Genomic DNA, 23856 nt, shown 5'->3' with positions numbered 1-23856 from the left:
CATTCTGGCGTGTTGCAAAAATCTGCTTGTGATGCAAACCTGCTGCCATGACAGACCGATCGGCTGCCTCCGTGGATGCCGCCCGACAGATGCTCTCGACCACCCGGCAACTCACCCGACGTGTCCGCCGCGCGCAGCGCAGTACCTGGTTCCCGCTCGTGCTGCTCGGCCTGGTGGTCGTCGCAGCAGCGCCCTTCTACCGTTTGGGGCGATACGTCGTCACATGCGATCCGGCCCTGGGCGCCCGCGGCGGCGTGGAGATCATCAGCGGGGGTGCCTGCATCCAGGTCGTCGGCTGGCCCGTCGGGGTCTACTGGATCGTCGCCTTCGTGCTGGCGTACGTGGCGATCGCAGCCTTCTACGCGTACCGGGCCAGCCGCCGTGGAGTCGGCGCCCGCGTCCTGCCGTACGTGGGGTCGGGAATCGTCGCCGGACTGGTCTTCGGTGTGGCCTCGGCCTGGGCCCAGCAACTCGACCTGGTGGGCTACTTCCCGGCCGGTCCGGTCGCTGTCGGCCTGGTCCCGCTGATCTCCATCAGCCTGGCGCTGTTCGTGCTGTCCTGGGTGGAACGCAACTGGCCGCTACTGGCGTTCGCCGTCGGCTATCTGGTGGTCGCGCTCCTGGCCTGTGGGATCGGTACCCGGAGGCTGGGTCTGAACGCCGGCTGGGGCCTGGCCCCGACGTGGAGCTTCCTGCCGAGCCTGGTCGTCGCCGGCGGTGTGCTGCTCCTCGGCGGCGTCGGCTTCGCACTGGCCGAACGGCGCCGGGTATGACCCATCCCGCGAACGGACTCGACGACGTCGTTCACCAGCGCGTCCGGCTGGGCATCCTCGCCGTCGCCCACGAAGCCCGGCGAGTGGAGTTCGGCTTTCTGCGGACCACATTGGACCTGACCACCGGCAACCTCTCCCAACACCTGTCCGTACTGGAGAAGGCCGGGCTGGTGGAGATCGAGAAAGGCTACGAGGGCAAACGCGGACGCACCTGGATCCACCTGACCGCCACCGGCAAGACAGCCCTGTACGAGGAGATCTCCCAGCTCAAACGACTCATCCGCCAGGTCGAGGAGGCCCCAGCGGCGGACCCGGCCTCCGAGCCCTCCTGAGAGCGAGGTCGCCGTCGAATCGTGCACCGGCCCCCTCCGCCGAGCCCGATCAGTCGACGCGATTGCCCCGATAGGAGTGTCCCCTGGCGATGTTTCTGTCCGGTCCGCGAGGATTTGATCGCGAACGTCGGACCGCCGAGGAGGGCACGTGGGTCGAGCAGTGCAGTCCGGTCGGCGACCGAGGGCGGGCACGTGAGCCCGACGCTGAACATCGGTGTGCGGATCCCGTCCGGCGAGGCACCCGACCCGGCCGACCTGCGCCAGTTCGTGCAGCGCGCGGAGGAACTCGGCTTCGAGTCGATCTGGGTCGGCGACCACGTCTTCCACCACACCGACGTCCTGCACCCGCTGGAGCTGCTGAGCTGGGTCGCCGGGCAGACGCACCGGGTTCGGCTGGGCACGGCGGTCGTGCTCGCCGCGTACCTCAACCCGGTGCTGATGGCGAAGAGCGCCGCCACCATCGACCACCTCTCGGACGGGCGCCTGGTGCTGGGTGTGTCCCTCGGCGGCACCGCCGAGGAGGTCACGAGCCTGGGTGTGCCCATTCAGCAGCGGTTGGGGCTGCTGCTGGAGAACGTCGCCATCGCCCGCCGGCTCTGGCGCGAGGACGGCGTCGACCACGTCGGGCGCTACCACCACCTCACTGCCGCGAGCGTCCGGCCCAAGCCGCGGCAGGATCCGTTGCCGGTGTACTTCGGCGCACGGAGCACGCCGATGCTCCACCGCCTCGCCCGCGTGGCCGACGGCTGGATCGCCAGCGGCCACTGGACCGTCGAGGAGTTCGTCGCAGGCACCGCGATGGTGCGCGAACGGGCCGCGGAGAGCGGCCGTGATCCCGATCGGCTCGGCATCGCCAAGGTGCAGGGTGTGAGCGTCCACCGAGACGGTAAGCAGGCCAGGGAACGCGCCCACTCGCACTGGCGGCGCTACTACGGGCCGACGTTCGAGGTCGATCGCTCGGTCATCCACGGCACTCCGGAGGAGTGCACAGAACTGCTGGCCGGTTTCCGGACGGTAGATGCGCCCGAGGTCACCCTCATCCTGGAGCCGACGAGTCTCGAACCAGCGGAGCTGGACCTGCTCTGGGAGACGGCCAAGAGCCTCTGCTGACGGCGCGGGCCGGAGAGCGGGTCGGTCGCCCCGGCGCTCGGTGCTTCGTGGGCGGCTGCGATCGCCCCGGAGCTGAACGCTCGGGGTCAGAGGAGAGGCTCGATCGGGGCGGGTCGGCGGGCCTGCCCGTGTGCCGGGTCCCCGGACCAGGCGGCGCGGCCCCGATCGAGCCCGACGCCGCCGGCGGCGACCTTGTTGTGTTCCTCGGAAGCGTCGATCAGCGGCTGGATGAACTCGTCGGTCAGCTCGGCGTCGGTGATCGTGACGGGCGTGCCCCCGTTGATCTTCCTGTTCATGAACTCGTACGCCTTCTCCAGATGCTCCGAGCGAGGCGTGATGGATCCGTCGTCCGCATAGTTGTAGTCCGGCTGTGCACCGGGGTCGTCCTCTCGGTCGGCCGGGTCGGGACCGAGAACGAAATTGGCCGGGAGGTTCTGCAAGGCCTTGGTGACGGCAGCGAGGTTGTCGTTGGTCGTCGTGAAGGCTTTGTTGGCGTGCGGGCCCACTTCCTGCACGACGAGCGTCCTCTGGGCCGGAGTGAGGAGGCCGGCGAAGGTGGCGAGCATCGACTTGGGGACGATGTGGTGCAGCGTGTGGACGAACGGGTCGTTCGGCGCGAGCACCTTCTCGTTCGCCAACGCCTTCTTCGTCGCGGTGCCTTTCCAGTCCTGCGGTGCTCGCTGGATTGCTGCGGTAGGAGAGGCCGGAGTTGCTCTCCTCTCACCGAGCCACCGGCTCACTGCGGCGTTGCCGGCCATGCGCTGCAGTGCTGGTAGCCCTCCCGCAGCCGGGATGGGGGAGCAGTGGGCGGCCGGATCGGGCGACCTCGTCCCGGACATCCCCTCGTGATGGTGCACGCGCACGAAGTCCCCCCGGAGATCGTCGGTAGCCGTCATGTATACGTGTGGCGGAGTGCAGGAGAAAGAGACGATCGGGCAGTGTCGGGCGGCCCGTTCGGGCAGGTGGCCGCCGCCGCGGCCGAGGCCTCTCATGTAACGAGGCGATCGGCGCGCTCGTGGAGATAGCGCTGCTGGGGCACGCTGGTGGTCCGCCCGGCGGCGGTGCGGTAGGAGTCGCGGGCGGCCGTGTGATCGCCCAGCCTCTCCAACAGGTGCCCGCGCACCGCGTGGATGCGATGGTCGTTCGCGATGCGCTCGTCGGCGCGGAGATCGTCGAGCAGGACGAGCCCCGCGGCCGGGCCGTGCACCATGGCCACCGCCACGGCGTGGTTCAGTCGCACCACCGGGTTGTCGGAGATCTGCATCAGCAGCTCGTAGAGCGCCGTGATCTGCGGCCAGTCGGTGGCCTCGGCGCTCGGTGCCTCGTCGTGGACGGCGGCGATCGCCGCCTGGAGCTGGTAGGGGCCGGTCGCTCCCCTCGGGAGTGCCGTGGTGAGCAGATCCACGCCCTCGGCGATCCGATCGGCATTCCACAGGCGCCGGTCCTGCTCCGCCATGGGCACCAGCGCGCCGTCCGAGGTGGATCGCGCGGGCCGGCGCGCGTCGGTGAGCAGCATCAACGCGAGTAACCCGGCCACCTCGCCGTCGTCGGGAAGCAGACCGTGGACCGTGCGGGCCAGGCGGATCGCCTCGGCCGACAGCTCGGTGCGCTGCAGGTTCGGCCCCGACGTGCTGGCGTATCCCTCGTTGAAGATCAGGTAGAGCACGTGGAGGACGACCCCGAGCCGGTCGGCACGCTCCGTCTCGGACGGCATGCCGAACGGGACGCCGCTCTCCCTGATGCGCTGCTTGGCCCGGCCGATGCGCCGGGCCATCGTCGCCTCCGGCGCGAGGAACGCGCGGGCGATCTCCGCCGTCGTCAGCCCGCCCACGGCCCGCAGGGTGAGCGCGATCTGCGAGGCCGGCGCCAGCGCGGGATGACAGCACAGGAACAGCAGCACGAGGGTGTCGTCGAACTCCGCCGCCGGCTGATCGGGGACGGGCGTCAGCCATCCGTCGGGCAGCGTCCAGCGCGCCACCGTGTCCTCTCGGCGCCTGCGGGCCTGCTCGCTGCGCAACAGGTCGGTCAGCCTGCGCGAGGCCACCGTGATCAGCCACCCGCGCGGGTTCTGCGGCACGCCCTCCTGCGGCCACTGCACCGCCGCCGCGAGAAGCGCTTCCTGCGTGGCGTCCTCCGCGGTGTCGAAGTGCCCGTACCGCCGCACCAGCGCGCCGAGGACCTGCGGCGCCAGCCGGCGCAGCTGGCCCTCGGCGTCGTCATCGGTCACGGGATGCTCAGACCTCGAGCTCCTCGACGCTTCCGACGATCGGGCGCACGTCGACGTACTCGCCGGGCGCATCGGGGTTGACGAGGCCGGCGGCGATCTCGGTGGCGCGGTCGAAGCTCACGCACTCGACCACCGTGTAGCCGGCGAGCACCTCCTGCGTCTCCGGGTACGGCCCGTCCGTCACCACCGGAGCGCCCTGCTGCAGCTGGACGCGCCGGGCGTGCACGGGAGCGGTGAGGCCTTGCGCGTCGACGAGCTCGCCGGACTCGGCCAGCTTCTGGTGGAAGGACTCCATGTACGCGTGCATCGCCGAGACCTGCTCGGCGGACATGGCGGGCTTGTCGCCGGACTTGCCCGCCAGCACGTCGTAGTCCTGCTGGCTGCCGTAGAGCAAGATCATGTACTTCACGGTCGTCTCCTCTCGCGGCGCTCAGGCGGCGCCGTCCACCAGAGACGTCGGAACCGCATCCCGGATCCGGCCACCACGTGCCCGACGCATCGGACCGATGTCCTCCGCTGTCGGGGGTGGCGATCAGATCACAGGCCACTCGGCCTCGGCCAGTGGCGGAGCCGCTCGGGTGGAGGGGCCAGCCGGATGAGCCGGGAATCGCCGAGGCTCAGCCCTTGATCGCCCCCGAGGCGAGCCCGGCGACATAGAACCGCTGCAGCGCGACATAGAGCACCACGCACGGGATCATCGCGATCACCGAGCCCGCGGCGAGGAAACCGAAGTTGATCTGTCCGTACGCGCCCTGCTGCAGGTTCACCAGCGCCACCGGCAGCGTGTAGAGGTCGCGATCGGTGAGGAAAGTCAGTGCCCCGAGGAACTCCGTCCACGCCGCGAGGAAGGCGTAGAGGGCCACGGTCGCCGCGCCCGGCGTGATCAACGGGCGCAGTACCGACGTGATGATCCGCAGGGTGCCCGCGCCGTCGATGTGCGCGGAGTCCTCCAGCTCGCCCGGCACCGAGGAGAACGAGTTGCGCATCACCAGCACGCCGAACGGCAGGTTCACCGTGGTGCAGAAGAACACCAGGCCGACCAGGCTGTCGGTGAGCCGCATGAGGTTCATCTGCAGATAGAGCGGGGTGAGGATTGCCTGGAACGGCACCATCATCGACGCGACGACGAGCGCGAACAGCACGGGACCGGAGCGGAAACGGAAGCGCGCGAAGCCGTAGCCCGCGGCGGTGGCGAGCACCGTGGTGAGGGCCGCCGTGCCCAGTGCCACGACCAGGCTGTTGGCCAAAGCCCCGACGAGGCTGTTCGGCCCGCTGAGCAGCGCGGCGAAGTTCTCGAAGGTCAGTCCGAAGAACGTGGCGGGGTCCGGCGCCGCCACGATCACCTCGTTCGGTTGCACCGAGCGCAGCAGCGCCCAGACGAGGGGCACGGTGAAGACGAGGAACGCACCGCCGCCCCCGACGGCGTAGAGCACGCGTTTCGTCCACGTCTCCCGGCGGCCGCTCGACGAGCGGGACGTGCGGGCGGTTCGCGGCGCTGCGATGGTCACGTCGATCACTCCTCGCCCCGGAGCAGCCACACCTGCAGCGCGGTCACCAGCGCCACCACGACCACCAGCACGACCGACAGCGCTGCAGCGGCTCCGAGCTGCAGTTGCACGAAGGCCCGGTTGTAGATGTAGAGCACGACGGTGGTGGTTGCCGAGCCCGGGCCGCCGTCGGTGAGCACGTAGAACTGCGTGAATGCGAGCAGCGAGCCGACCACCGAGATCACCAGGCTCATCGCGATCGTGCGCCGCAGCATCGGGATCGTGATCCGCCACTCCTGCTGCCACCAGCTCGCGCCGTCCAGGTCGGCCGACTCGTAGACCTCCGGCGGGATCGCCTGCATCCCTGCCATCAGCAGCAACATCGTCAGCCCGGCCACGCCCCAGATGACCAGCACCGACACCAGCCCGGTCGCCAGGGGCCCGTCCACCAGCCAGCCTGTGTCGCCGTCGGTGATCCCGAGTGCCCGCAGGACGATGTTGATCGCCCCGCTGCCCGGCTGCGCCTCCAGCACGGTCATCAAGCTCAGGGTCGTGAGCCCGACCACAAACGGCAGGAAGGACACGGTGCGCAGCAGGGTGGCCCCTCTTCTCCTGCTGCGGACGAGCACGGCCAGCGCGTAGCCGACCACGAGGAGCGGGATCGTCACGATCGCCGTGTAGAGCAGCGTGTAGAGCACGGCCCGCAGAAAGCCGGCGTCCGAGCCGATGCTCACGTAGTTGGCGAACCCGGCGGGGGAGACGTCGCCGATCAGCGGCCAGTCCGTGAACGAGATGCCGAGCGCGAACAGCAGCGGCGCCAGCACGAACACCACGACCATCAGCACCGCGGGTGCGACGAGCAGCAGCCCGGTGCGCGGTGGGTGCGTCAGGGATTGTCGCCGTGCGGGTGCGGAGCGGGCGGCGGTGCGGGACCGGGCGACCGGCGCCGAGACCACGGTGCTCATGTCCGGGCCTGCCCGAGTATGCGGTCGAAGGACTCCTGCGCCTGCGTCATGGCCCCCTCGATCTCGCCGTCGAAGACCGCGCGGCGGAACATCGTCAGCCACGGCCCGTCGGGCTGGTTGTAGAGCTCGTTGTACGACAGCGTCTTGGGCGCGTAGCCCTCCTCCTGCGCCTGCAGCGGGGGAAGCGTGAGCGGGTATCGGTCGGCGAACTCCGGTGTGGCGACGTCGGCGCGCACCGGTGTGTAGCCGCCCTCGGGGAGCACGGACTGCTGGGGCAGGTCGAGCGCGTACCGCACGAACTCCCACGCGCCCGAGGCGTTGGCGGCCCCGCGCGGGATGCACATGTTGTCGCCGCCGTCGAAGAAGGCGCGCCCGCCGTCGGGGCCGGGGAGCAGGCGGACGGTGGTGGCCGCGAGCAGTTCGGGGCTTGCGTTGGTGGTGACGGTGTCGAGGCTCGAGGGGAACATGCCGATCCGCCCGGCGTGGAAGTCGGACGCCCACCGCGCGGCCTCGTCGGTGTAGCAGCCGGGCGGGACGAGCTGGTCCTGCCAGAGCGCACGGTGGAACTCCAGCGTGCGGGCCAGTGCGTCGTTGCCGGAGACGTTCCCCTCCTGCGCGCCGGGTTCGCCGCGGATCAGATCGGTGTCGGCGGCCCAGATGTGCGGCTGCACGATGAACCCGAGCGCGCCGGACGCGTTGCCGGGGAAGGTCCAGCCGCGGACGTCGCCGCCGAGCGCGGTGATCCGGCGGGCCGCGCCCAGCAGCGCGTCGAGGTCGGCGGTGGCCTCGTCGACGTCGATTCCGGCCCGGTCGAACAGCTCGGTGTTGCAGTAGAGCACCGAGTTGTCGGCTAGGTACGGCACGCCGTAGTGCCGTCCGTCCACTGTGGCCAGTGCGAGGTGGCCGGGGCTCAGCTGATCGGCGAAGCCGAGATCGGTGATGAGCGGGGTGAGGTCGGTGAACGCGTCGCGGTGGACGAACAGCAGGGAGTTGATGTCGTCGATGTCCACGAGGTCAGGCACGTTCCGGCCCCGGATCGCGGTGGCGAGCTTGGTGACGTACTGCGCGTCGGGCACGGGGACCAGCTCGACGGTGAGCCGGTCCTGGGAGGCGTTGAACGTGTCGACGAGCGTGGTGAGCCCGGTCTGGGTGGCCGCCCGGCACCACACCTCGACCCGGCCCGTGGCCGATGTGCCGAAGCCGGACGCCCCGGTGTCCGGCTCGGGCAGCACCGAGCTGCAGGCCGGGAGCGCGGCGGCGAGGGCGCCGAGCCCGGCGAGGGTGAGGAAACTGCGGCGTGAGGTCGTCGGCGAGGTCGTCATTGTCCTCTCCTGGCGGGTTGGGTCAGATCGTGGGAATCCAGACCCGCATGGCTGCGGCGCCGCGGTTGGCCCACGCGTAGTACGGGACGAGGGTCAGGTCCAGCTCGCCGGCCGCCTCGGTGCGGCCCCGGGTGGTGACTACCGTGACGCCGCCCAGCAGGTCGGGGCGATGCTCGGCGGCCGTGGCGGCGGACGTGTCGATCTGCAGGTCGTCGACGGGGGCGGCGTGGTCGGCCTGCTCGGCGGCGTGGACCAGCGGCCCGCGCTCGACGGCCACGCACCCGCGCACGGCGTCGACGCGGGGGTGGGCCGCGGTGGTGCGGACGTCCATCGGCAGGTGCAGCTCGACGATGTCGCCCGCGCTCCAGTCCCGTTCGAGGCGTGCGTATCCCGGATCCACGTGCTGCGTCTCACCGCCGGCGGTGACGCTGGCGCCCGTCGCCCACGCGGGCACCCGCAGCGAGAGGGCGAACCGGCCGGGTGAGGCGATCACCCGGACCCGCACCAGGCCGTCCCACGGGTACTCGGTCTCGACGGTCAGCTCGACGTCCCCGCTGGTGACCGTGCCGGGCGCGTACTGGTGCAGCTGCACGCCGTCGGCGTCGCCCGTGGCCAGGTAGCCGTCGAGGCTCGCCAGGGTGCGCATGACGTTCGGCGGGCAGCAGGCGCAGTCGAACCAGCCGCGGCGGCCGTGGGCAGGTGAGCGGTCCCCGTCGGCGTGCGCGTCGGCGCGCAGCTGCAGCGGGTTGACGTAGAAGTACTCGGCGCCGCTGAGCGAGATGCCGGCGATGAAGCCGTTGAACAGCATGCGCTCGATGGCATCGGCGTAGCGCGCGTCGCCGGTGGCGAGCAGCATGCGCCACGCCCACTGGACGCCGCCGATCGCCGCGCACGTCTCGGCGTAGGCGCGGTCGGTCGGCAGCTCGTACGGGTCGCCGAACGACTCACGGTCCCAGCGCGCGCCGAGGCCGCCCGTGACGTAGGACTTCGTGGCGAGCATGTGGTCGAACTGCGTGCGCAGCGCGTCCAGCAGCTCGGCGTCGCCCAGCTCGGCAGCGACGTCGGCCGCGCCCGCGGCGAGGTAGACCGCGCGCACCGCGTGGCCCTCGACCGTGGTGGCCGTGCGGACCGGGACGCGGTCGGAGAAGTAGGTGGGCTCCTGGCCGTAGCCTGCCATCAGGCCGTGGCCCCGCGCCTCGACGAAGTAGCGGGCCAGTTCGAGGTAGCGGGCCTCTCCGGTCTCGCGGTAGAGCTCCACCAGCGCGGTCTCGATCACCGGGTGGCCGTCGACGTCGTGGCGGCGGTCCTCACCGAACGTGGCGGCGAGGTGATCGGCGAGCTTCACGGCCACGTCCAGGAGTGCGGTGTCGCCGGTGCAGCGCACCTGCGCGACCGCGGCCTGGATGAGGTGGCCCGCGCAGTAGTGCTCGTGGCTCCAGGGCAGGTCGAAGTAGCGTCCCTTGTCGCTGTGGCGGACCTGGACGACGGAGTTGAGGTAGCCGTCGTCGGCCTGGGCGGCGGCCACGACGGCGGTGACCTCCCGCTGCATCGCGAGCAGCTCGTCAGCGGGGTTGCGGCCGTACTCCCACGCCACCGCCTCGAGCCACTTGTAGACGTCGGAGTCGGCGAAGATCGGGCCGACGACCTCTCCGGTTGAGACACCGGCGGCGATCCGCAGGTTCTCCAGGTTGCCGGCCTCGTCCAGGCGCCTGCGGCCGACCCGGATGGCGGCGTCGCCGTTGGCGCGCTGCCGGTCGGCCCAGAAGCCGCCGGTGATCCTGGCCTCGCCGAGGCCGAGCGGGCGCAGTCGTACGGCGGCCGCGGGGGTGGGTGCCGCGGGTGCCCGCGTGGTGCCGGTGGTGGGGGACGAGGTCGCCGTCATGCCGCTCCAGTACGCGTCGCCGGGCCGGTCACGGAAAATCAGGAATTCGTTTTCCGGGAGTGACGCTAAGGCGGCCACCCGGTCGGGTCAAGGCCTGTGCTCATCAATCCTGTTGATACGCGGGATAGGATCGACCACCCACGGAACGAGCGGAAAAGGAGCCGTCTGCTGACCACCAGCTCTGCCGGCCGGGCCGGCGCCGTCGTGCGCATCACCGACGTCGCGGCGCTGGCCGGTGTCTCGCCGGGCACGGCGTCGAAGGCCCTCAACGACACCGGCCAGTTGCGGCGCGAGACCCGCGAACGGGTGCGGCGGGCCGCCGAACAGCTCGGATTCACGCCGGACGGGCGGGCCCGGGCGCTGTCGTCGGGGCGCAGCTACACCGTCGGGCTGGTCACCACCGACAGCTCCGGGCGGTTCAGCATCCCGATCATGCTGGGCGCCGAGGACGCCCTCAGCGCAGGCGAGATGGCGCTGCTCCTGTGCGACACCCGCGACGACCCGCTGCGCGAGCAGCACTACCTGCGCACGCTGCTCGCCCGCCGCGTCGACGGCATCATCGTCACCGGTCGGCGCACCGAGCCGCGTCCGCCGATCGCCGTGCCGATTCCCGTCGTGTACGCGTTCAACGGCTCCACCGATCCGGCCGACGCCGCGGTCCTCGTGGACGATCGGGGCGGTGCCGCGTCGGCCGTCACGCACCTCGGCGACATCGGACGCACGGCGATCGCGCACGTCACCGGCCCGGAACGGCATCGCAGCGCCGTCGAGCGGGCGCGGGCCGCCGCCGAGACGGCAGGGCCGGCGTTCCGAGGGCCACCGATGTACGGGGAGTGGAGCGAGCGGTGGGGGCGGCAGGCCGTCGACCTGCTGCTGCGCGCCCACCCGGATCTCGACGCGGTCTCGTGTGGGAGCGACCAGATCGCGCGTGGTGTGTGCGACCGGCTCCGTGAGCTGGGCAGGAGCATCCCCGACGACGTCGCCGTCACCGGCTTCGACAACTGGGACGTGATGGCGCTGGCCTGCCGCCCCCCGTTGACCACGGTGGACCTGGAGCTGGAGGAGCTGGGCCGGAGCGCGGCCCGGATGCTGCTCGACGCCGTGGACGGCCGGCCGCACCGCGGTGCGGTGGAGCTGCCCACCCGTCTCGTCGTGCGGGGCTCGACGCTGGCCGACTGACCATGATCGCCGCGAGATCGGCGTGTTCGCCCTGTCGAGGGCGGAAACGGGGATCTCGCAGCGATCACGTGGGCGGGGGGCCGGAGCTGCGGCGGACCATCAGCTCCGTGGGCACCAGGGGAGGGGGCGCCGCGCCTGCGGCAGCGTCCTCGGGACGGATCAGGCCCAGCAGCAGGTGCACCGCGAGCTGTCCGGACTCGGCGAAGTGCTGGCGGACCGTGGTGAGGGGCGGGCGGAAGAACTCGGCCTCCGGGATGTCGTCGAAACCGACGATGCTGACGTCGTCGGGGACACGACGGCCCACCTCGTCGAGCGCGCGCAGGGCACCGAGTGCCATCTGGTCGTTGGCGGCGAAGACCGCGGTGAGGGCGGGGTCGGCGGCCAGCATCTCCCGCATTCCCACGTAGCCGGAACGGGCGCTCCAGTCGCCCTCGACGAGCGCGGGCTCCTCGGCGCAGGCGCTTCGCAGCGCCTCCCGCCAGCCCTCCACGCGCCACCGGCCGTCGAGCCAGTCCTGCGGACCGGCCAGGTGGTGCACCGTGCGGTGCCCGAGCTCGAGCAGGTGCCGGGTGGCGTCGCGGGCTCCGGTGAGCTGGTCGGTGCCGACGGCGGGGGCACCGGCCTCGGCCGCTCCGGCCAGGCCGCCGACGAAGACAGCCGGCAACGCCCGCAGCCCGGCGGTGAGGGCCCGCACCGCGTCCTCCTGCGTGGCCAGTGCGACCACGCCCTCGACGGACTGGTCCTCCAGCCTGCCCAGCGCGCGCACGACGGCGTCGGAGCTGACCCGGTCGACCACGGCGATGCTCACACCCAGCCCGAGCGCCCCGGCGGCCTGCTCGACGCCGTAGAGCGTGGTGACCGGCCCGTGCAGCACCGTGTCGAAGGTGATCACGCCGAGCGTGCCGGACCGGCGGGTGGCCAGCGCACGGGCCACGGCGTTGCGCCGGTAGCCGAGCTGCTCCATCGCTGCCAGCACACGGGTCCTGGTCTGCGCGCTGACGTGGGGCGAGTCGTTGACCACGCGGGACACGGTCTGGTGGGAGACGCCGGCCAGCCGCGCAACGTCGGTCATGACGGGGGCCGGTGGCGAGTCGGGCATGTGTCTCATGCTGCCGCATGCCTGATCCGTCGGGTTTCCCCAAGGGGTTGACATTCCGTGTTAGCGCTCACATTGTTAGCGCTCACAACGTTGTGGGGGGAGTTGCTCCGTGAGTGGTCGCGCAGTGCGCACCGTCGACCCGCGCCGCGCCGTGGCTGTGGGGATCGACTTCGGCACGCTGTCCGGGCGGGCCGTGGTCGTCCGAGTGGCGGACGGCGAGGAACTGGCCGACGCCGTGCACCCGTACCCGCACGGGTCGGTGGAGCGTGCGCTGCCCGCCACCGGCGCCGTGCTGCCACCCGACTGGGCGCTACAGGTGCCCGCCGACTGGGTGGAGGTGCTCAAGACCGCCGTGCCCAAGGCACTGGCGGCGTCCGGGGCGGATCCGCGTGACGTCGTCGGTATCGGCACGGACTTCACCGCCTGCACCGTGCTGCCGACACTCGCCGACGGCACACCGCTGTGCGAGCTGCCCGACCTGACCGACCGCCCGCACGCCTATCCGAAGCTGTGGAAGCACCACGCCGCGCAGGCCCAGGCCGACCGGATCACCGCCGTCGCCGAGGAACGCGGCGAGCCGTGGCTCGCGCGCTACGGCGGGCGGATCTCCTCGGAGTGGGAGTTCGCCAAGGCGCTGCAGCTGCTGGAGGAGGACCCGGAGGTCTACGACCGCACGCAGCGCTGGGTGGAGGCCGCCGACTGGATCGTGTGGCAGCTGTGCGGGACCTACCTGCGCAACGCCTGCACCGCGGGCTACAAGGGCATCCACCAGGACGGGCGCTACCCGGGCCGGGACTACCTCGCCGCACTGAATCCCGCATTCGCCGACTTCGTCGAGGCGAAGCTGGAGCATCCCATCGGCCGGCTCGGTGACTGTGCGGGCGGCCTCACGGCCCAGGCGGCCGCGTGGACGGGCCTGCCCGAGGGGATCCCCGTCGCCGTCGGCAACGTCGACGCGCACGTCACCGTGCCCGCGGCACAGGCCGTCGAGCCCGGTCAGATGGTGGCGATCATGGGCACCTCGACGTGCCACGTGATGGTGTCCGACCGCCTCGGCGAGGTGCCGGGAATGTGCGGGGTGGTCGACGGCGGGATCCTGCCGGGACTCTGGGGCTACGAGGCCGGGCAGAGCGGCGTGGGCGACATCTTCGGCTGGTTCGTCGACACGAGCGTCCCACCGCATTACCACGCGCGCGCCGCCAAACGCGGGCTCGACGTCCACGGGCTGCTCACCGAACTGGCGGCCGACCAGGCCGTCGGCGAGCACGGACTCGTCGCGCTGGACTGGCACTCCGGCAACCGCTCCGTACTCGTCGACCACGAGCTGTCCGGGCTGGTGGTGGGGCAGACGCTCGCCACCCGGCCCGAGGACACCTACCGCGCACTGCTCGAAGCCACGGCCTTCGGCACCCGCACGATCATCGAGGCGTTCGAACGCTCGGGCGTGCCGGTCGCGGAGCTCGTGGTGGCGGGCGGACTGCTGAAGAACGAGCTGCTCATGCAGATCTACGCCGACGTGTGCGACCGCCCGCTCTCGACCATCGGGTCCGACCAGGGCCCCGCGCTCGGCTCGGCCATCCACGCCGCCGTCGCCGCGGGCGCGCACCCGGACGTCCGCGCGGCCGCCGCGGCGATGGGCAAGGTCAACCGGGCCGTCTACCGGCCCGACCCCGAGCGGGCGCGCGCCTACGACGAGCTCTACGCGGAGTACGTCCGCCTGCACGACCACTTCGGTCGCCGTGGCGCCGGCGGCGGGAACGACGTGATGCACCGCCTGCATGCCCTGCGCACGCAGGCCCTGGAAAAGAAGAACTCAGACCGGAAGAACACGAGCGGGAAGGACGGCCGGTGATCCCCGAGTCCGCCAAGGAACTCGTCGACGAGCTGCGTGAGCAGGTCGCGGCCCTGCATGCCGAGCTGGTGCGCTACGGACTCGTCGTCTGGACGGCGGGCAACGTCTCGGCCCGGGTGCCCGGGCACGACCTGTTCCTGATCAAGCCCAGCGGAGTGTCCTACGACGACCTCACCCCGGACGCCATCGTCGCCTGCGACCTCGACGGCGAGCTCGTCGACGGTGAGCTCGCCCCGTCGAGTGACACCGCGGCGCACGCCTACGTCTACCGGAACATGCCCGAGGTCGGCGGCGTCGTGCACACCCACTCGACCTACGCGTGCGCGTGGTCGGCCCGCGCCGAGCCGATCCCCTGCGCGCTCACGGCGATGGCCGACGAGTTCGGGGGCCCGATCCCGCTCGGCCCGTTCGCCCGCATCGGGGACGACTCGATCGGCCGCGGCATCGTCGAGACGCTGTCGGGCCACCGCTCCCGCGCGGTGATCATGCAGAACCACGGGGTGTTCTCGATCGGCCCCGACGCGAAGGCCGCGGTCAAGGCGGCCGTGATGTGCGAGGACGTGGCCCGCTCCACCCACATCGCTCGCCAGCTCGGACCGCTCACGCCGATCCCGCAGGACGACATAGACGCGCTCTTCGATCGCTACCAGAACGTGTACGGCCAGACGGGAGCCAAGTAGTGACGGGATCGACCACGGCGGACCGCGAGATCTGGTTCCTCACCGGGAGCCAGGGGCTCTACGGGGAGGAGACGCTCGCCCAGGTGGCCGGGCAGTCACAGGCGATCGCCGAGGCGCTCGACGCGTCGGGTGCGGCGCCCGTGCGGATCGTCTGGAAGCCGGTTCTCACCACCTCCGACGGCATCCACCGCATGGCACTCGAGGCCAACGCCGACCCGCGCTGCATCGGCGTGACCGCCTGGATGCACACGTTCTCCCCGGCACGGATGTGGATCGCCGGCCTGGACGCCCTGCGCAAGCCGCTGCTGCACCTGCACACCCAGGCCAACCGGTCGCTGCCGTGGGCGACGATCGACATGGACTTCATGAACCTCAACCAGGCCGCTCACGGCGACCGGGAGTTCGGCTATATCCAGGCGCGGCTCGGGGTGGTCCGCAAGATCGTCGCGGGACACGTCGAGGACCCCGAGGTGCAGCGCCGGGTCGGCGCGTGGGCGCGTGCGGCGCTGGGCTGGGCCGAGGTGCGCTCGCTGCGGCTGTCGCGCTTCGGCGACACCATGCGGGACGTCGCCGTCACCGAGGGGGATCGCACCGAAGCCCAGTGGCGCTGGGGCGTCACGGTCAACGGCTATGCCGTCACCGACCTCGCCGACGCCGTGCACGCGAGCCTCGACGCCGACGTCGACAAGCTGGTTGCGGAGTACGAGGACCGCTACGAGGTGGTGCCGGAACTGCGCGCCGGCGGCGACCGGCACGACTCGCTGCGTTACTCCGCGCGGATCGAGCTGGGCCTTCGCGAGCTACTGGCCGCGTCCGGGGCGATGGCGTTCACCACGAACTTCGAGGACCTCGGCGCCTTGCGCCAGCTTCCCGGGCTCGCCGTGCAGCGACTGATGGCCGACGGCTACGGCTTCGCGGGGGAGGGCGACTGGAAGACCGCGATGCTGCTGCGCACGCTCAAGGTCGCGGCAGGCGGGCTGCCCGGCGGCACCTCGTTCATGGAGGACTACACCTACCATCTGGGCCCTGGACGGCCGAAGGTGCTCGGGGCGCACATGCTGGAGGTCTGCCCGTCCATCGCCGCGGACCGGCCGCGGGTGGAGATCCACCCCCTCGGGATCGGCGGCCGCGAGGACCCGGTGCGCATGGTGTTCGACGCCGCGCCCGGTGCCGGGGTCGTGATCGGCATGTCGGACATGGGCGACCGGTTCCGTCTGGTGGCCAACGCGATCGAGGTCGTGCCGGCCGACGAGCCGCTGCCCAACCTGCCCGTCGCCCGAGCGGTGTGGGAGCCCGAGCCGGACCTCCGGACGTCGGCGGAGACGTGGATCATGGCGGGCGGGCCGCACCACACCGTGCTCTCCACCGCGCTCGGTGTCGAGGAGCTGGACGACCTCGCCGAGCTGGCGCGCACCGAGCTCGTCGTGATCGACGCCGAGACCACACCCCGCCGTTTCGCCCGCGAGCTGCGCTGGAACCAGGCCTACTACCGGCTGGCCGGAGCCCTCTGACCTGCCTGACCTGCTTCACCTGTCGTGACCGGCCTCATCGTCGAGGAGATCACTGTGATGGACCAGTACGTCCGGCCGGCGCTGTCGCGCCGTCGGTTCCTGACGGCCGCAGGCGCCGCGCTCGCCGGTACCGCCCTGCTCTCGGGCTGTAGCAGCGGCGCGCGACCGGGCGCCACGCTCGTGCGCGAGTGGAACCTGTTCTCCGGAGGGGACGGCCAGCGCCACGTCTCCATGCAGGACACGTTCCGGCAGCGCACACCCGGCACGGCGTTGCAGGCGACGGTCCTGCCGTGGGGTGCGCCCTTCTACACGAAGCTCGCGATGGCAGCCGCCGGCGGGCGCGGCCCCGACCTCGCCACGATGCACCTGAGCCGGCTGCCCGGGTTCAGCCCCGCCACGCTGCTCGACCCGTACCCGTCCGACCTGCTGGCCGAGTACGGCATCACCCAGGACAAGTTCCTGCCCGAGGTGTGGAACCGCTGCGCGGTGGACGGGCAGGTCTACGCCGTGCCGCTCGACACGCACATGATCGTGCACTACTACAACACGGAGATCTGCGGACAGGCCGGATTGATCGGCGCGGACGGCAAGCTCGTCTCCCCACGCGGGCCGGACGAGCTCCTCGAGCAGCTCCGCGCCGTCAAGGAGGTCACCGGCAACTTCGGGGCCTCGCTCGAAGCGGAGCAACCGTGGCGTTTCTTCGCGAGCCTCTACGCCCAGATGGGCGGGGAGATGATCGACGCGAACGGCACCCGCGTCCTGCTCGACGTCGACCGCGCCACCGAGGCGCTCGAACTCCTGCGCCGTCTCGCGATCGACGAACAGCTCATCCCGGGCAGCGCGGACTACCCGGCGACCGTGGCCCTGTTCGGCGGCGGGCAGGCGGGCATGTCGTTCAACGGCGAATGGGAGGTGACCACCTATGTGGACGCCGAGCTCCCGTTCGGCATGGCACAGATGCCCGACGTGTACGGCAGCCGGCTCGCCCTCGGCGACAGCCACACCTACGTGCTGCCGAAGCAGGCCGTCCGGGATCCCGAGGTTCTGCGGGCCACTGTGGAGTTCATCGCCGCGATGCTCGAGGACAGCCTCGAGTGGGCCAAGGGCGGGCACGTCCCAGCATACCAACCGGTGGCACGCAGCGCCCAGTACGCCGCGCTGCGGCCGCAGTCGGAGTACGCAGCGTCCGCAGGCGCCGTGGCGTTCGACCCGCCGGGGTGGTTCAGCGGCTCCGGCTCCACGCTGGAGACCGTGGCCAATGACGCGCTGGGCAGCGTCATGACCGGGGCGTTGCAGCCCCAGGCGGCTGCCGCGCAGCTGAAAACCGCGCTGCAGCGGCTCGTGTCGATCCCCTCGCCGGTCTGATCCCGCCTCGCCCGTCCCGCGTCCCGCCGAGCCACTCGGAGCCGACATGGTCACAGCCACCCCGGCAGCCCCTGCCCCACCCACCAGACCAGCCACGTCCGACCGCGGCCTGCGCCATCGTCCCGGGGAGACCTCGGGGCTGCTCTTCGTGCTGCCGTTCATGATCGTGTTCGCGGTATTCATGGTCTGGCCGGTCATCGCGGGCCTGGTCAACAGCTTCTTCAACAAGAGCCTGGCCGGCAAGCCCTCACAGTTCCTCGGCCTCGCCAACTGGCGCGAGCTGTTCGGCGACCCCGCCGTGTGGAAGTCGCTCGGCAACACCGCACTGTTCACGCTGCTCAGCACGCCGCTGCTGGTGGTGACGGGCCTCGCGATGGCGCTGCTCGCCCACCGCGCGCGGCGACTGGGCTGGCTACTGCGCTTCTCGTACTTCGCGCCGTTCGTGCTGCCTGCCACGGTGGTCTCGCTGATCTGGGTGTGGCTCTACCAGCCCGAGTTCGGCCTGTTCAACAGCTGGATCGAGGCGCTCGGGGGCTCGGCGGTGCCGTGGCTCACCACCGAGGGCGTGGCGATGGTGGCGATCGTGGTGGCCACCACGTGGTGGACGGTCGGCTTCAACTTCCTGCTCTACCTCGCCGCGTTGCAGCAGATCCCGCGGGACCTGTACGAGGCCGCCTCCCTGGACGGCGCGAGTGCCCGCCAGCAGCTCTGGCACATCACGCTGCCGCAGCTGCGGCGCACCACCGGGCTGATCGTCGTGCTCCAGGTGCTGGCGTCGCTGCGGGTGTTCGACCAGATCTACCTGATGACCGAGGGCGGCCCGAACAGCACGACGCGGCCCGTGCTGCAGTACATCTACGAGACCGGCTTCACCTCGTTCCGGCTGGGCTACGCCTCGGCGATCTCCTACCTGCTGTTCGTCATCATCCTGCTGCTGGCGGTGTTCCAGCTGCGGCTCACCGTCCGGAACAGGAGCGAGTCGTGACCGCCACCGCCGACCTGGTCTCCGAACGATCCGCCGACTCGCCCGTCGCCCGGCGGCGCGGCCCGCGTCCCACCGTCGGTGGCGTGATCCTGACCGTGCTCGCGCTGCTGATGGCGGTGCTGTGGCTGGTGCCGCTGCTGTGGGCGCTGTCGACGTCGGTCAAGCCCGAGGAGGAGACCAGGGCGATCCCGCCGGAGTGGTTCGCCAGCCGTGTCACCGGCGAGGCGTACGCAGCTGCGTTCGGCAACAGCGGTCTCCTGCGCTGGTTCCTGAACAGCACCCTCGTGTCGGTGTCGGTGACGGCCGGTGTGCTGGTGCTGTGCTCCCTGGCCGCCTACGGGTTCTCGCGCACCGAGTTCCGCGGTAGGCGCTGGCTCTTCGCACCGGTCGTGGCCGCCATCGTGGTGCCGTCGCAGGTGCTGATCATCCCGCTGTTCGACGAGCTCGACACGCTCGGGCTCGTCGACACCTACTTCGCGATGATCCTCCCGCAGCTCGTGGCGCCCGCGATGGTGTTCATCCTGAAGAAGTTCTTCGACGGCATCCCGCGCGAGTACGAGGAGGCCGCGCAGATCGACGGGGCGAGCCGGCTGCGGATCTTCCTCACGATCATCGTCCCGATGTCGATGCCGGTGCTCACCGCCGTCGCGATCTTCACCTTCATCACCACGTGGAACAACTTCCTGCTGCCGTTCGTGACGACGACCGACCCGGACCTCATGACCCTGCCGCTGGGCCTGCTGGCCGGGCAGACCACGTTCCAGCTCCAGTACGCGCAGGTCATGGCACTGGCGCTGCTGGGAGGGCTCCCGCTGCTGATCATCTACGTGCTCTTCCAGCGCCAGGTGATCCGCGGCGTGGGCAGCGCAGGCCTCAAGGAATGACCGCTCCGTCGACCCTGGGAGAGAACAGCGTGCTCCACGCCTCCGCGACCCTTGACCCCGCCTTCCGCGTCGCGCCGGTCAGCCGGCGCACCTTCGGCTCGTTCGTCGAGCACCTCGGACGCTGCGTCTACACCGGCATCCACGAGCCCGGACACCCCACCGCCGACGCCGACGGCTTCCGCGGCGACGTCCTGGCGCTGACCCGCGAGCTCGGCGTCTCGACCGTCCGCTACCCGGGAGGCAACTTCGTCTCCGGCTACCGCTGGGAGGACGGCGTCGGCCCGCTGGAGCAGCGACCGCGACGGCGGGACCTGGCCTGGCACACCACCGAGCCCAACACCGTGGGGCTCGACGAGTTCGTGCGCTGGACCCGCAAGGCCGACGTCGAGCCGATGCTCGCGATCAACCTCGGCACCCGCGGGGTCGCCGAGGCGCTCGACATCCTCGAGTACGCGAACCTCCCCGCGGGAACCGCGCTGGCCGACCAGCGGGTGGAGAACGGATCCAAGGAGCCGCACGGGATCCGGATGTGGTGCCTGGGCAACGAGATGGACGGCCCGTGGCAGGTCGGGCACAAGACGGCCGCCGAGTACGGCCGCCTCGCCGCCGAGACCGCCCGCGCGATGCGGATGATGGACCGCAACCTGGAGCTCGTCGCCTGCGGCAGCTCCAACTCGCGGATGCCGACCTTCGCGGCGTGGGAGGCCGAGGTCCTCGCCGAGACCTACGACCAGGTCGACTTCATCTCGCTGCACGCCTACTACGAGCCGCTCGACGGCGACATCGGCAGCTTCCTCGCGTCCAACGTGGACATGGACCGCATGATCGAGTCGGTGATCGTCACGGCCGACCACATCGGGGCGAAGCTGCGGTCGCCGAAGAAGATCATGCTGTCGTTCGACGAGTGGAACGTCTGGTACCAGAGCAGGTTCAAGGGCACGCCCGTGCCCGAGGACTGGCCCGTGGCCCCGCGGCAGATCGAGGACCAGTACGACGTGACCGATGCCGTGGTCGTCGGGAGCCTCCTGATCTCGCTGCTGCGCCACAGCGACCGCGTGACGTCGGCGGCGCAGGCGCAGCTGGTGAACGTCATCGCGCCGATCATGACCGAGCCCGGCGGCCCGGCCTGGCGCCAGACGATCTTCCACCCGTTCGCCCTGACCTCCCGGCACGCCCGCGGCGAGGTGCTGCGGGTCGAGCCGTCGTCCCCGCGCTACGAGACGGCCAGGTTCGGGGACGTCCCGGTACTCGACGCCGTCGCGACGTGGGACGAAGATTCCCACGAGGCGACCGTGTTCGCGGTCAACCGGCACCAGGACGAGCCGCTTGTACTGGAGGTGGACGTGCGAGGGCTGCCGGTGTCGGCGGTGCGGGAGGCGCTCACGCTCTCGGACGACGACCGGACCGCGACCAACACGGCCGCGCAGCCGGACCGGGTGGTGCCCCGGCCGAACGGAACCGCCGAGCTGACCGACGGGCGGCTGCGGGTGCAGCTTCCGCCGGTGTCGTGGAGCGTGCTGCGGCTCGGTCAGGGCGAGTGAGGGGAGCGGGAGTGGAGCGGAGTATCCGCGAGGCACTGGTCGAACGGGGGTTCGCCCGGTCCGACCACGGCGTGCCCGAGAGCACCAAGCGTTTCCCGGACGGGGCGCAGTGCCGGGTGGAGATCCCGAGCACCGAAGGCCCGGACGTGCTCGACGCGGTGCTGGAGGAGGCCGACGCGCGTGGCGTCCCGGTGCATCGGGTGTCGCAGGGCAGCGGTGCGCTGCTGCTCACCGACGCCGAGCTGGAACGGATGGCTGCCACCGCGGCCCGCCGCCCGGTGGAGCTGAGCCTGTTCGCCCGGCCGCTCACCGGCTGGGGCGCGGCGTCCTCGGCCTCGCACGCGCCTGGTGGCGCGGCGCTGGGGGCACAGGCGCGGGGGACCGAGCAGCTCGTGCACGTGCTCGAGGACATCGCACGGGCGGTCGACGCGGGCGTCCGGAGCGTGCTCGTCACCGACCTCGGGGTGCTGGAGACCGCGGCGGCGCTCCGCACGGCCGGTGAGTTCCCCGCCGACCTGCAGTTCAAGATCAGCGTGCAGATGGGGCTGTCGAACCCGGCCGCGATCCGGCTGGCCGAGCGGCTGGGCGCCGACACGTACAACGTGCCCACCGACATGACGCTCGGCGAGCTCGCCGCGGTCCGAGCGGCCGTCGACATCCCGCTGGACGTCTACATCGAGTCGCCGAACGACCTCGGTGGGTTCGTCCGGCACGCCGAGATCGCCGACATCGTGCGGGTCGCCGCGCCGGTGTACCTCAAGTTCGGGCTCGCCAACACGCCGGTGATCTACCCGAGCGGCACACACCTCGACGCGGTCACGATCGCGCTGGGCCGCGAACGGGTGCGGCGGGCGCAGATCGGCCTCGAACGACTCCACCGCGACATGCCCGACGCGGTGATGTCGGCGATACCGGCAGCCGGACTCGCCCTTCCGACAGCGGCGGTCGGATAGGGGACTCCCCCGAGCCGTCCTGGACGAGCGGCGCGGCGAGGCGGACCTATTGGACGAGCGCGCCGCTCGCACAGGTGCGGGGGCGGTGGCCTCTCGCGCCGATGCCCGGTCCCGTCCGCGTCGGCGGGTTGGGGTGGACGAGTGGCGCGGCGGGGCGGGCCTATTGGACGAGCGCGCCGATGGTACGGCTTGCGTGGCTGGGGCTCGCCGGGTGTGGGTGGACGAGCGGCGCTGTCGGGCGAACCTATTGGGCAGGCGTGCCGGTCGTACACGTGCGGGGCCAGCGGGTCTTGCGCCGGTGCCCGGCTCCGTCCGCGCTGGCGGGCTGGGGTGGACGAGCGGCGCGGCGGGGCGAACCTATTGGGCGAGCGTGCCGGTCGTACAGGTGCGGGCCAGTGGCCCGTCGCGCCGATGCCCGGTCCCGTCCGTTCCAGCAGGTTGGTGTGGACGAGTGGCGCGGCGGGGTGGACCTATTGGACGAGCGCGCCGCTGGTACGGCTCTCGCGGCTGCGGCTCGCCCGGCGTGGCTGGACGAGCGGCGCTGCCGGGCGAACCTATCGGGCAGGCGTGCCGGTCGTACAGGTGCGTCGCCCCGGCCCCGTCCGCGGGTTGGGGTGGGCGAGTGGCGCGGCGGGGCGAACCTATTGGACGAGCGCGCCGCTCGTACACGCGCCGGCTCGAGAGCCTTCAGGACGTGTGCCGCACTATTGCCGGCACCACGACGTCCCACAGCCGGGGCGGAGGTACCTCGTGGCCCATTCCCTCCAGCGCGAGGAGCGAGGCGCCGGGGATCTCCGCGGCGAGCGCCTCGCCGTGGCCGATCGGGAAGAGCGGGTCGGCGGTGCCGTGCAGCACCAGCGTCGGCACGTGGATGTCGGCGAGCCGGTACTCGTTCGATTCGGCGTCCACGACGACGGCCCAGTGGTTCTTCAGGCTCGCCTCAACGTCGTGGCTGCGGCCGGCCACGATCTTCGCCAGCCGGCGGGCCCGTTCCTCGTCGAACCCGAGCGAGCCGGCGCAGCAACGCTCGTTCTCGACGAGGTGCTCGACCACGGCGTCGCGGTCGTCCCATGCCGGGTCGGGGCCGGGGTTCGCGAAAGTCGCGGCGATCCGAGGCTCCGCAGACGGCAGCGCGTTCCGGTCGGCACGCGCTCCGGCAGGACTGGTCGAGATCAGGGTGACGGTCAGGATCCGGTCCGGGTGCAGCGCGGCAAGGTCTTGGGTGATGCCGCCGCCCATCGAGATCCCGGCGACGTGGGCACGGGCGATGCGGAGAGCGTCGAGGATGCGCAGTGGGTCGGTGGAGAGGTCGGCTGCGGTGTAGGACGGCGCGCCGACCGGGGACGTCTCCGAGCGACCGGTGTCGCGATGGTCGTACCGGATCACGAACCGGCCCTCGTTCGCGAGGCGCTCACAGAACTCGACGTCCCACCAATCCATCGACGCACTCATGCCGCTGATGAGCAGGAGCGCAGGGTCGCCCGGGTCGCCGAACGTCTCCACGCACAGCTGCACGCCGTTGGATGTCAGGATCTGCTCGGTCACACTCTGCAGACCCGACGAGGGACCGGATCTCATCGGTACGCCGCGGCGGCGGCCCGGCGTCACGTCGATCGTGCCTGGCGTCACACGCGCGCCGCGGGATCTCCTACGAACGCGTCAGGCATCGGTCGGGCCGCCGCCGCGGCGCCCGCGGATGCCGGAGGGAT

Annotated in this window: 21 protein-coding genes; 12 read left to right on the top strand and 9 right to left on the bottom strand. The window is 71.3% G+C overall.

The features are described 5' to 3' along the window. The first annotated feature begins 47 nt into the window (after window positions 1–47). From ABD743_RS01745 to ABD743_RS01735, 3 genes are all read left to right on the top strand, one after another. On the top strand, window positions 48–773 hold the full coding sequence (locus ABD743_RS01745; RefSeq protein ID WP_344718042.1) for a hypothetical protein: 726 nt from the start codon (window positions 48–50) through the stop codon (window positions 771–773). After that, window positions 770–1105: a transcriptional regulator gene (locus ABD743_RS01740; protein ID WP_344718040.1), complete on the top strand. Its 336-nt coding sequence runs from the start codon at window positions 770–772 to the stop codon at window positions 1103–1105. The genes ABD743_RS01745 and ABD743_RS01740 overlap by 4 nt, the downstream gene beginning before the upstream one ends. Window positions 1106–1297: 192 nt before the next feature. Next, complete coding sequence (locus ABD743_RS01735; RefSeq protein WP_344718038.1) at window positions 1298–2215, top strand: LLM class flavin-dependent oxidoreductase; 918 nt, start codon at window positions 1298–1300, stop codon at window positions 2213–2215. Window positions 2216–2301: 86 nt separating this feature from the next. On the opposite strand, the gene ABD743_RS01730 is transcribed toward ABD743_RS01735, so the two are convergent. The 7 genes from ABD743_RS01730 to ABD743_RS01700 form a co-directional block, all read right to left on the bottom strand. Further along, on the bottom strand, window positions 2302–3054 hold the full coding sequence (locus ABD743_RS01730) for a hypothetical protein (protein ID WP_344718036.1): 753 nt from the start codon (window positions 3052–3054) through the stop codon (window positions 2302–2304). A gap of 149 nt (window positions 3055–3203) precedes the next feature. After that, entirely contained in the window at window positions 3204–4442 is a 1239-nt protein-coding gene (locus ABD743_RS01725) for an RNA polymerase sigma factor (protein WP_344718034.1), read from the bottom strand. A 7-nt stretch (window positions 4443–4449) separates the two neighbouring features. Beyond that, complete coding sequence (locus tag ABD743_RS01720) at window positions 4450–4842, bottom strand: YciI family protein (protein WP_344718773.1); 393 nt, start codon at window positions 4840–4842, stop codon at window positions 4450–4452. Window positions 4843–5059: 217 nt separating this feature from the next. Next, window positions 5060–5950, bottom strand: a complete 891-nt coding sequence (locus ABD743_RS01715) for a carbohydrate ABC transporter permease (RefSeq protein ID WP_344718032.1) — start codon at window positions 5948–5950, stop codon at window positions 5060–5062. A 5-nt stretch (window positions 5951–5955) separates the two neighbouring features. Beyond that, a complete protein-coding gene (locus tag ABD743_RS01710; protein WP_344718030.1) occupies window positions 5956–6894 on the bottom strand; it encodes a carbohydrate ABC transporter permease in 939 nt (312 codons plus the stop codon). Further along, the gene (locus tag ABD743_RS01705) at window positions 6891–8216 is read right to left on the bottom strand and encodes an ABC transporter substrate-binding protein (RefSeq protein ID WP_344718028.1); all 1326 of its coding nucleotides are present in this window, start codon (window positions 8214–8216) and stop codon (window positions 6891–6893) included. Before ABD743_RS01705 ends, ABD743_RS01710 begins: the two co-directional genes overlap by 4 nt. Before the next feature lie 22 nt (window positions 8217–8238). After that, the gene (locus ABD743_RS01700) at window positions 8239–10098 is read right to left on the bottom strand and encodes a glycoside hydrolase family 127 protein (protein WP_344718026.1); all 1860 of its coding nucleotides are present in this window, start codon (window positions 10096–10098) and stop codon (window positions 8239–8241) included. A 204-nt stretch (window positions 10099–10302) separates the two neighbouring features. Here ABD743_RS01700 and ABD743_RS01695 point away from each other — a divergent pair, with 204 nt between their 5' ends. Beyond that, the gene (locus ABD743_RS01695) at window positions 10303–11277 is read left to right on the top strand and encodes a LacI family DNA-binding transcriptional regulator (RefSeq protein WP_344718024.1); all 975 of its coding nucleotides are present in this window, start codon (window positions 10303–10305) and stop codon (window positions 11275–11277) included. 64 nt (window positions 11278–11341) lie between these two features. Here ABD743_RS01695 and ABD743_RS01690 read toward each other — a convergent pair whose 3' ends face one another. After that, the gene (locus ABD743_RS01690; RefSeq protein WP_344718022.1) at window positions 11342–12376 is read right to left on the bottom strand and encodes a LacI family DNA-binding transcriptional regulator; all 1035 of its coding nucleotides are present in this window, start codon (window positions 12374–12376) and stop codon (window positions 11342–11344) included. Window positions 12377–12485: 109 nt separating this feature from the next. Here ABD743_RS01690 and araB point away from each other — a divergent pair, with 109 nt between their 5' ends. The 8 genes from araB to ABD743_RS01650 are packed head-to-tail and all read left to right on the top strand — an operon-like array spanning window position 12486 to window position 22147. Next, the gene (gene araB, locus ABD743_RS01685; protein WP_344718020.1) at window positions 12486–14228 is read left to right on the top strand and encodes a ribulokinase; all 1743 of its coding nucleotides are present in this window, start codon (window positions 12486–12488) and stop codon (window positions 14226–14228) included. Beyond that, window positions 14225–14908 carry an L-ribulose-5-phosphate 4-epimerase gene (locus ABD743_RS01680; protein ID WP_344718018.1) on the top strand — a complete coding sequence of 228 codons (684 nt, stop codon included), beginning with the start codon at window positions 14225–14227 and terminating at the stop codon, window positions 14906–14908. The genes araB and ABD743_RS01680 overlap by 4 nt, the downstream gene beginning before the upstream one ends. Further along, entirely contained in the window at window positions 14908–16419 is a 1512-nt protein-coding gene (gene araA / locus ABD743_RS01675; protein WP_344718016.1) for an L-arabinose isomerase, read from the top strand. The genes ABD743_RS01680 and araA overlap by 1 nt, the downstream gene beginning before the upstream one ends. Before the next feature lie 24 nt (window positions 16420–16443). After that, window positions 16444–17784 (top strand): extracellular solute-binding protein, encoded by a 1341-nt coding sequence (locus ABD743_RS01670; protein WP_344718014.1) that lies wholly within the window; start codon window positions 16444–16446, stop codon window positions 17782–17784. A gap of 46 nt (window positions 17785–17830) precedes the next feature. After that, entirely contained in the window at window positions 17831–18769 is a 939-nt protein-coding gene (locus ABD743_RS01665; RefSeq protein WP_344718012.1) for a carbohydrate ABC transporter permease, read from the top strand. Next, window positions 18766–19653 (top strand): carbohydrate ABC transporter permease, encoded by an 888-nt coding sequence (locus tag ABD743_RS01660; RefSeq protein ID WP_344718010.1) that lies wholly within the window; start codon window positions 18766–18768, stop codon window positions 19651–19653. Before ABD743_RS01665 ends, ABD743_RS01660 begins: the two co-directional genes overlap by 4 nt. Beyond that, entirely contained in the window at window positions 19650–21194 is a 1545-nt protein-coding gene (gene arfA / locus ABD743_RS01655; RefSeq protein WP_344718008.1) for an arabinosylfuranosidase ArfA, read from the top strand. The genes ABD743_RS01660 and arfA overlap by 4 nt, the downstream gene beginning before the upstream one ends. An 11-nt stretch (window positions 21195–21205) precedes the next feature. After that, window positions 21206–22147 (top strand): U32 family peptidase, encoded by a 942-nt coding sequence (locus ABD743_RS01650; RefSeq protein ID WP_379659052.1) that lies wholly within the window; start codon window positions 21206–21208, stop codon window positions 22145–22147. Window positions 22148–22834: 687 nt separating this feature from the next. On the opposite strand, the gene ABD743_RS01645 is transcribed toward ABD743_RS01650, so the two are convergent. Then, complete coding sequence (locus ABD743_RS01645; RefSeq protein WP_344718006.1) at window positions 22835–23692, bottom strand: alpha/beta fold hydrolase; 858 nt, start codon at window positions 23690–23692, stop codon at window positions 22835–22837. Between the last annotated feature and the right edge of the window lie 164 nt (window positions 23693–23856).

This window comes from Pseudonocardia yunnanensis (genome assembly GCF_039534065.1).
Lineage (GTDB): Bacteria > Actinomycetota > Actinomycetes > Mycobacteriales > Pseudonocardiaceae > Pseudonocardia > Pseudonocardia yunnanensis.
Note: the sequence above shows the minus strand (reverse complement) of the source record. Positions and strands in the feature narration are given on the sequence as shown.

What these genes read in the sequence shown, in the direction of transcription:
- ABD743_RS01745 (WP_344718042.1), top strand. Translation starts at nt 48, where the DNA reads ATGACAGACCGATCGGCTGCCTCCGTGGATGCCGCCCGACAGATGCTC.
- ABD743_RS01740 (WP_344718040.1), top strand. Translation starts at nt 770, where the DNA reads ATGACCCATCCCGCGAACGGACTCGACGACGTCGTTCACCAGCGCGTC.
- ABD743_RS01730 (WP_344718036.1), bottom strand. Translation starts at nt 3,054, where the DNA reads ATGTCCGGGACGAGGTCGCCCGATCCGGCCGCCCACTGCTCCCCCATC.
- ABD743_RS01720 (WP_344718773.1), bottom strand. Translation starts at nt 4,842, where the DNA reads ATGATCTTGCTCTACGGCAGCCAGCAGGACTACGACGTGCTGGCGGGC.
- ABD743_RS01710 (WP_344718030.1), bottom strand. Translation starts at nt 6,894, where the DNA reads ATGAGCACCGTGGTCTCGGCGCCGGTCGCCCGGTCCCGCACCGCCGCC.
- ABD743_RS01705 (WP_344718028.1), bottom strand. Translation starts at nt 8,216, where the DNA reads ATGACGACCTCGCCGACGACCTCACGCCGCAGTTTCCTCACCCTCGCC.
- ABD743_RS01700 (WP_344718026.1), bottom strand. Translation starts at nt 10,098, where the DNA reads ATGACGGCGACCTCGTCCCCCACCACCGGCACCACGCGGGCACCCGCG.
- ABD743_RS01690 (WP_344718022.1), bottom strand. Translation starts at nt 12,376, where the DNA reads ATGCCCGACTCGCCACCGGCCCCCGTCATGACCGACGTTGCGCGGCTG.
- ABD743_RS01665 (WP_344718012.1), top strand. Translation starts at nt 17,831, where the DNA reads ATGGTCACAGCCACCCCGGCAGCCCCTGCCCCACCCACCAGACCAGCC.
- arfA (WP_344718008.1), top strand. Translation starts at nt 19,650, where the DNA reads ATGACCGCTCCGTCGACCCTGGGAGAGAACAGCGTGCTCCACGCCTCC.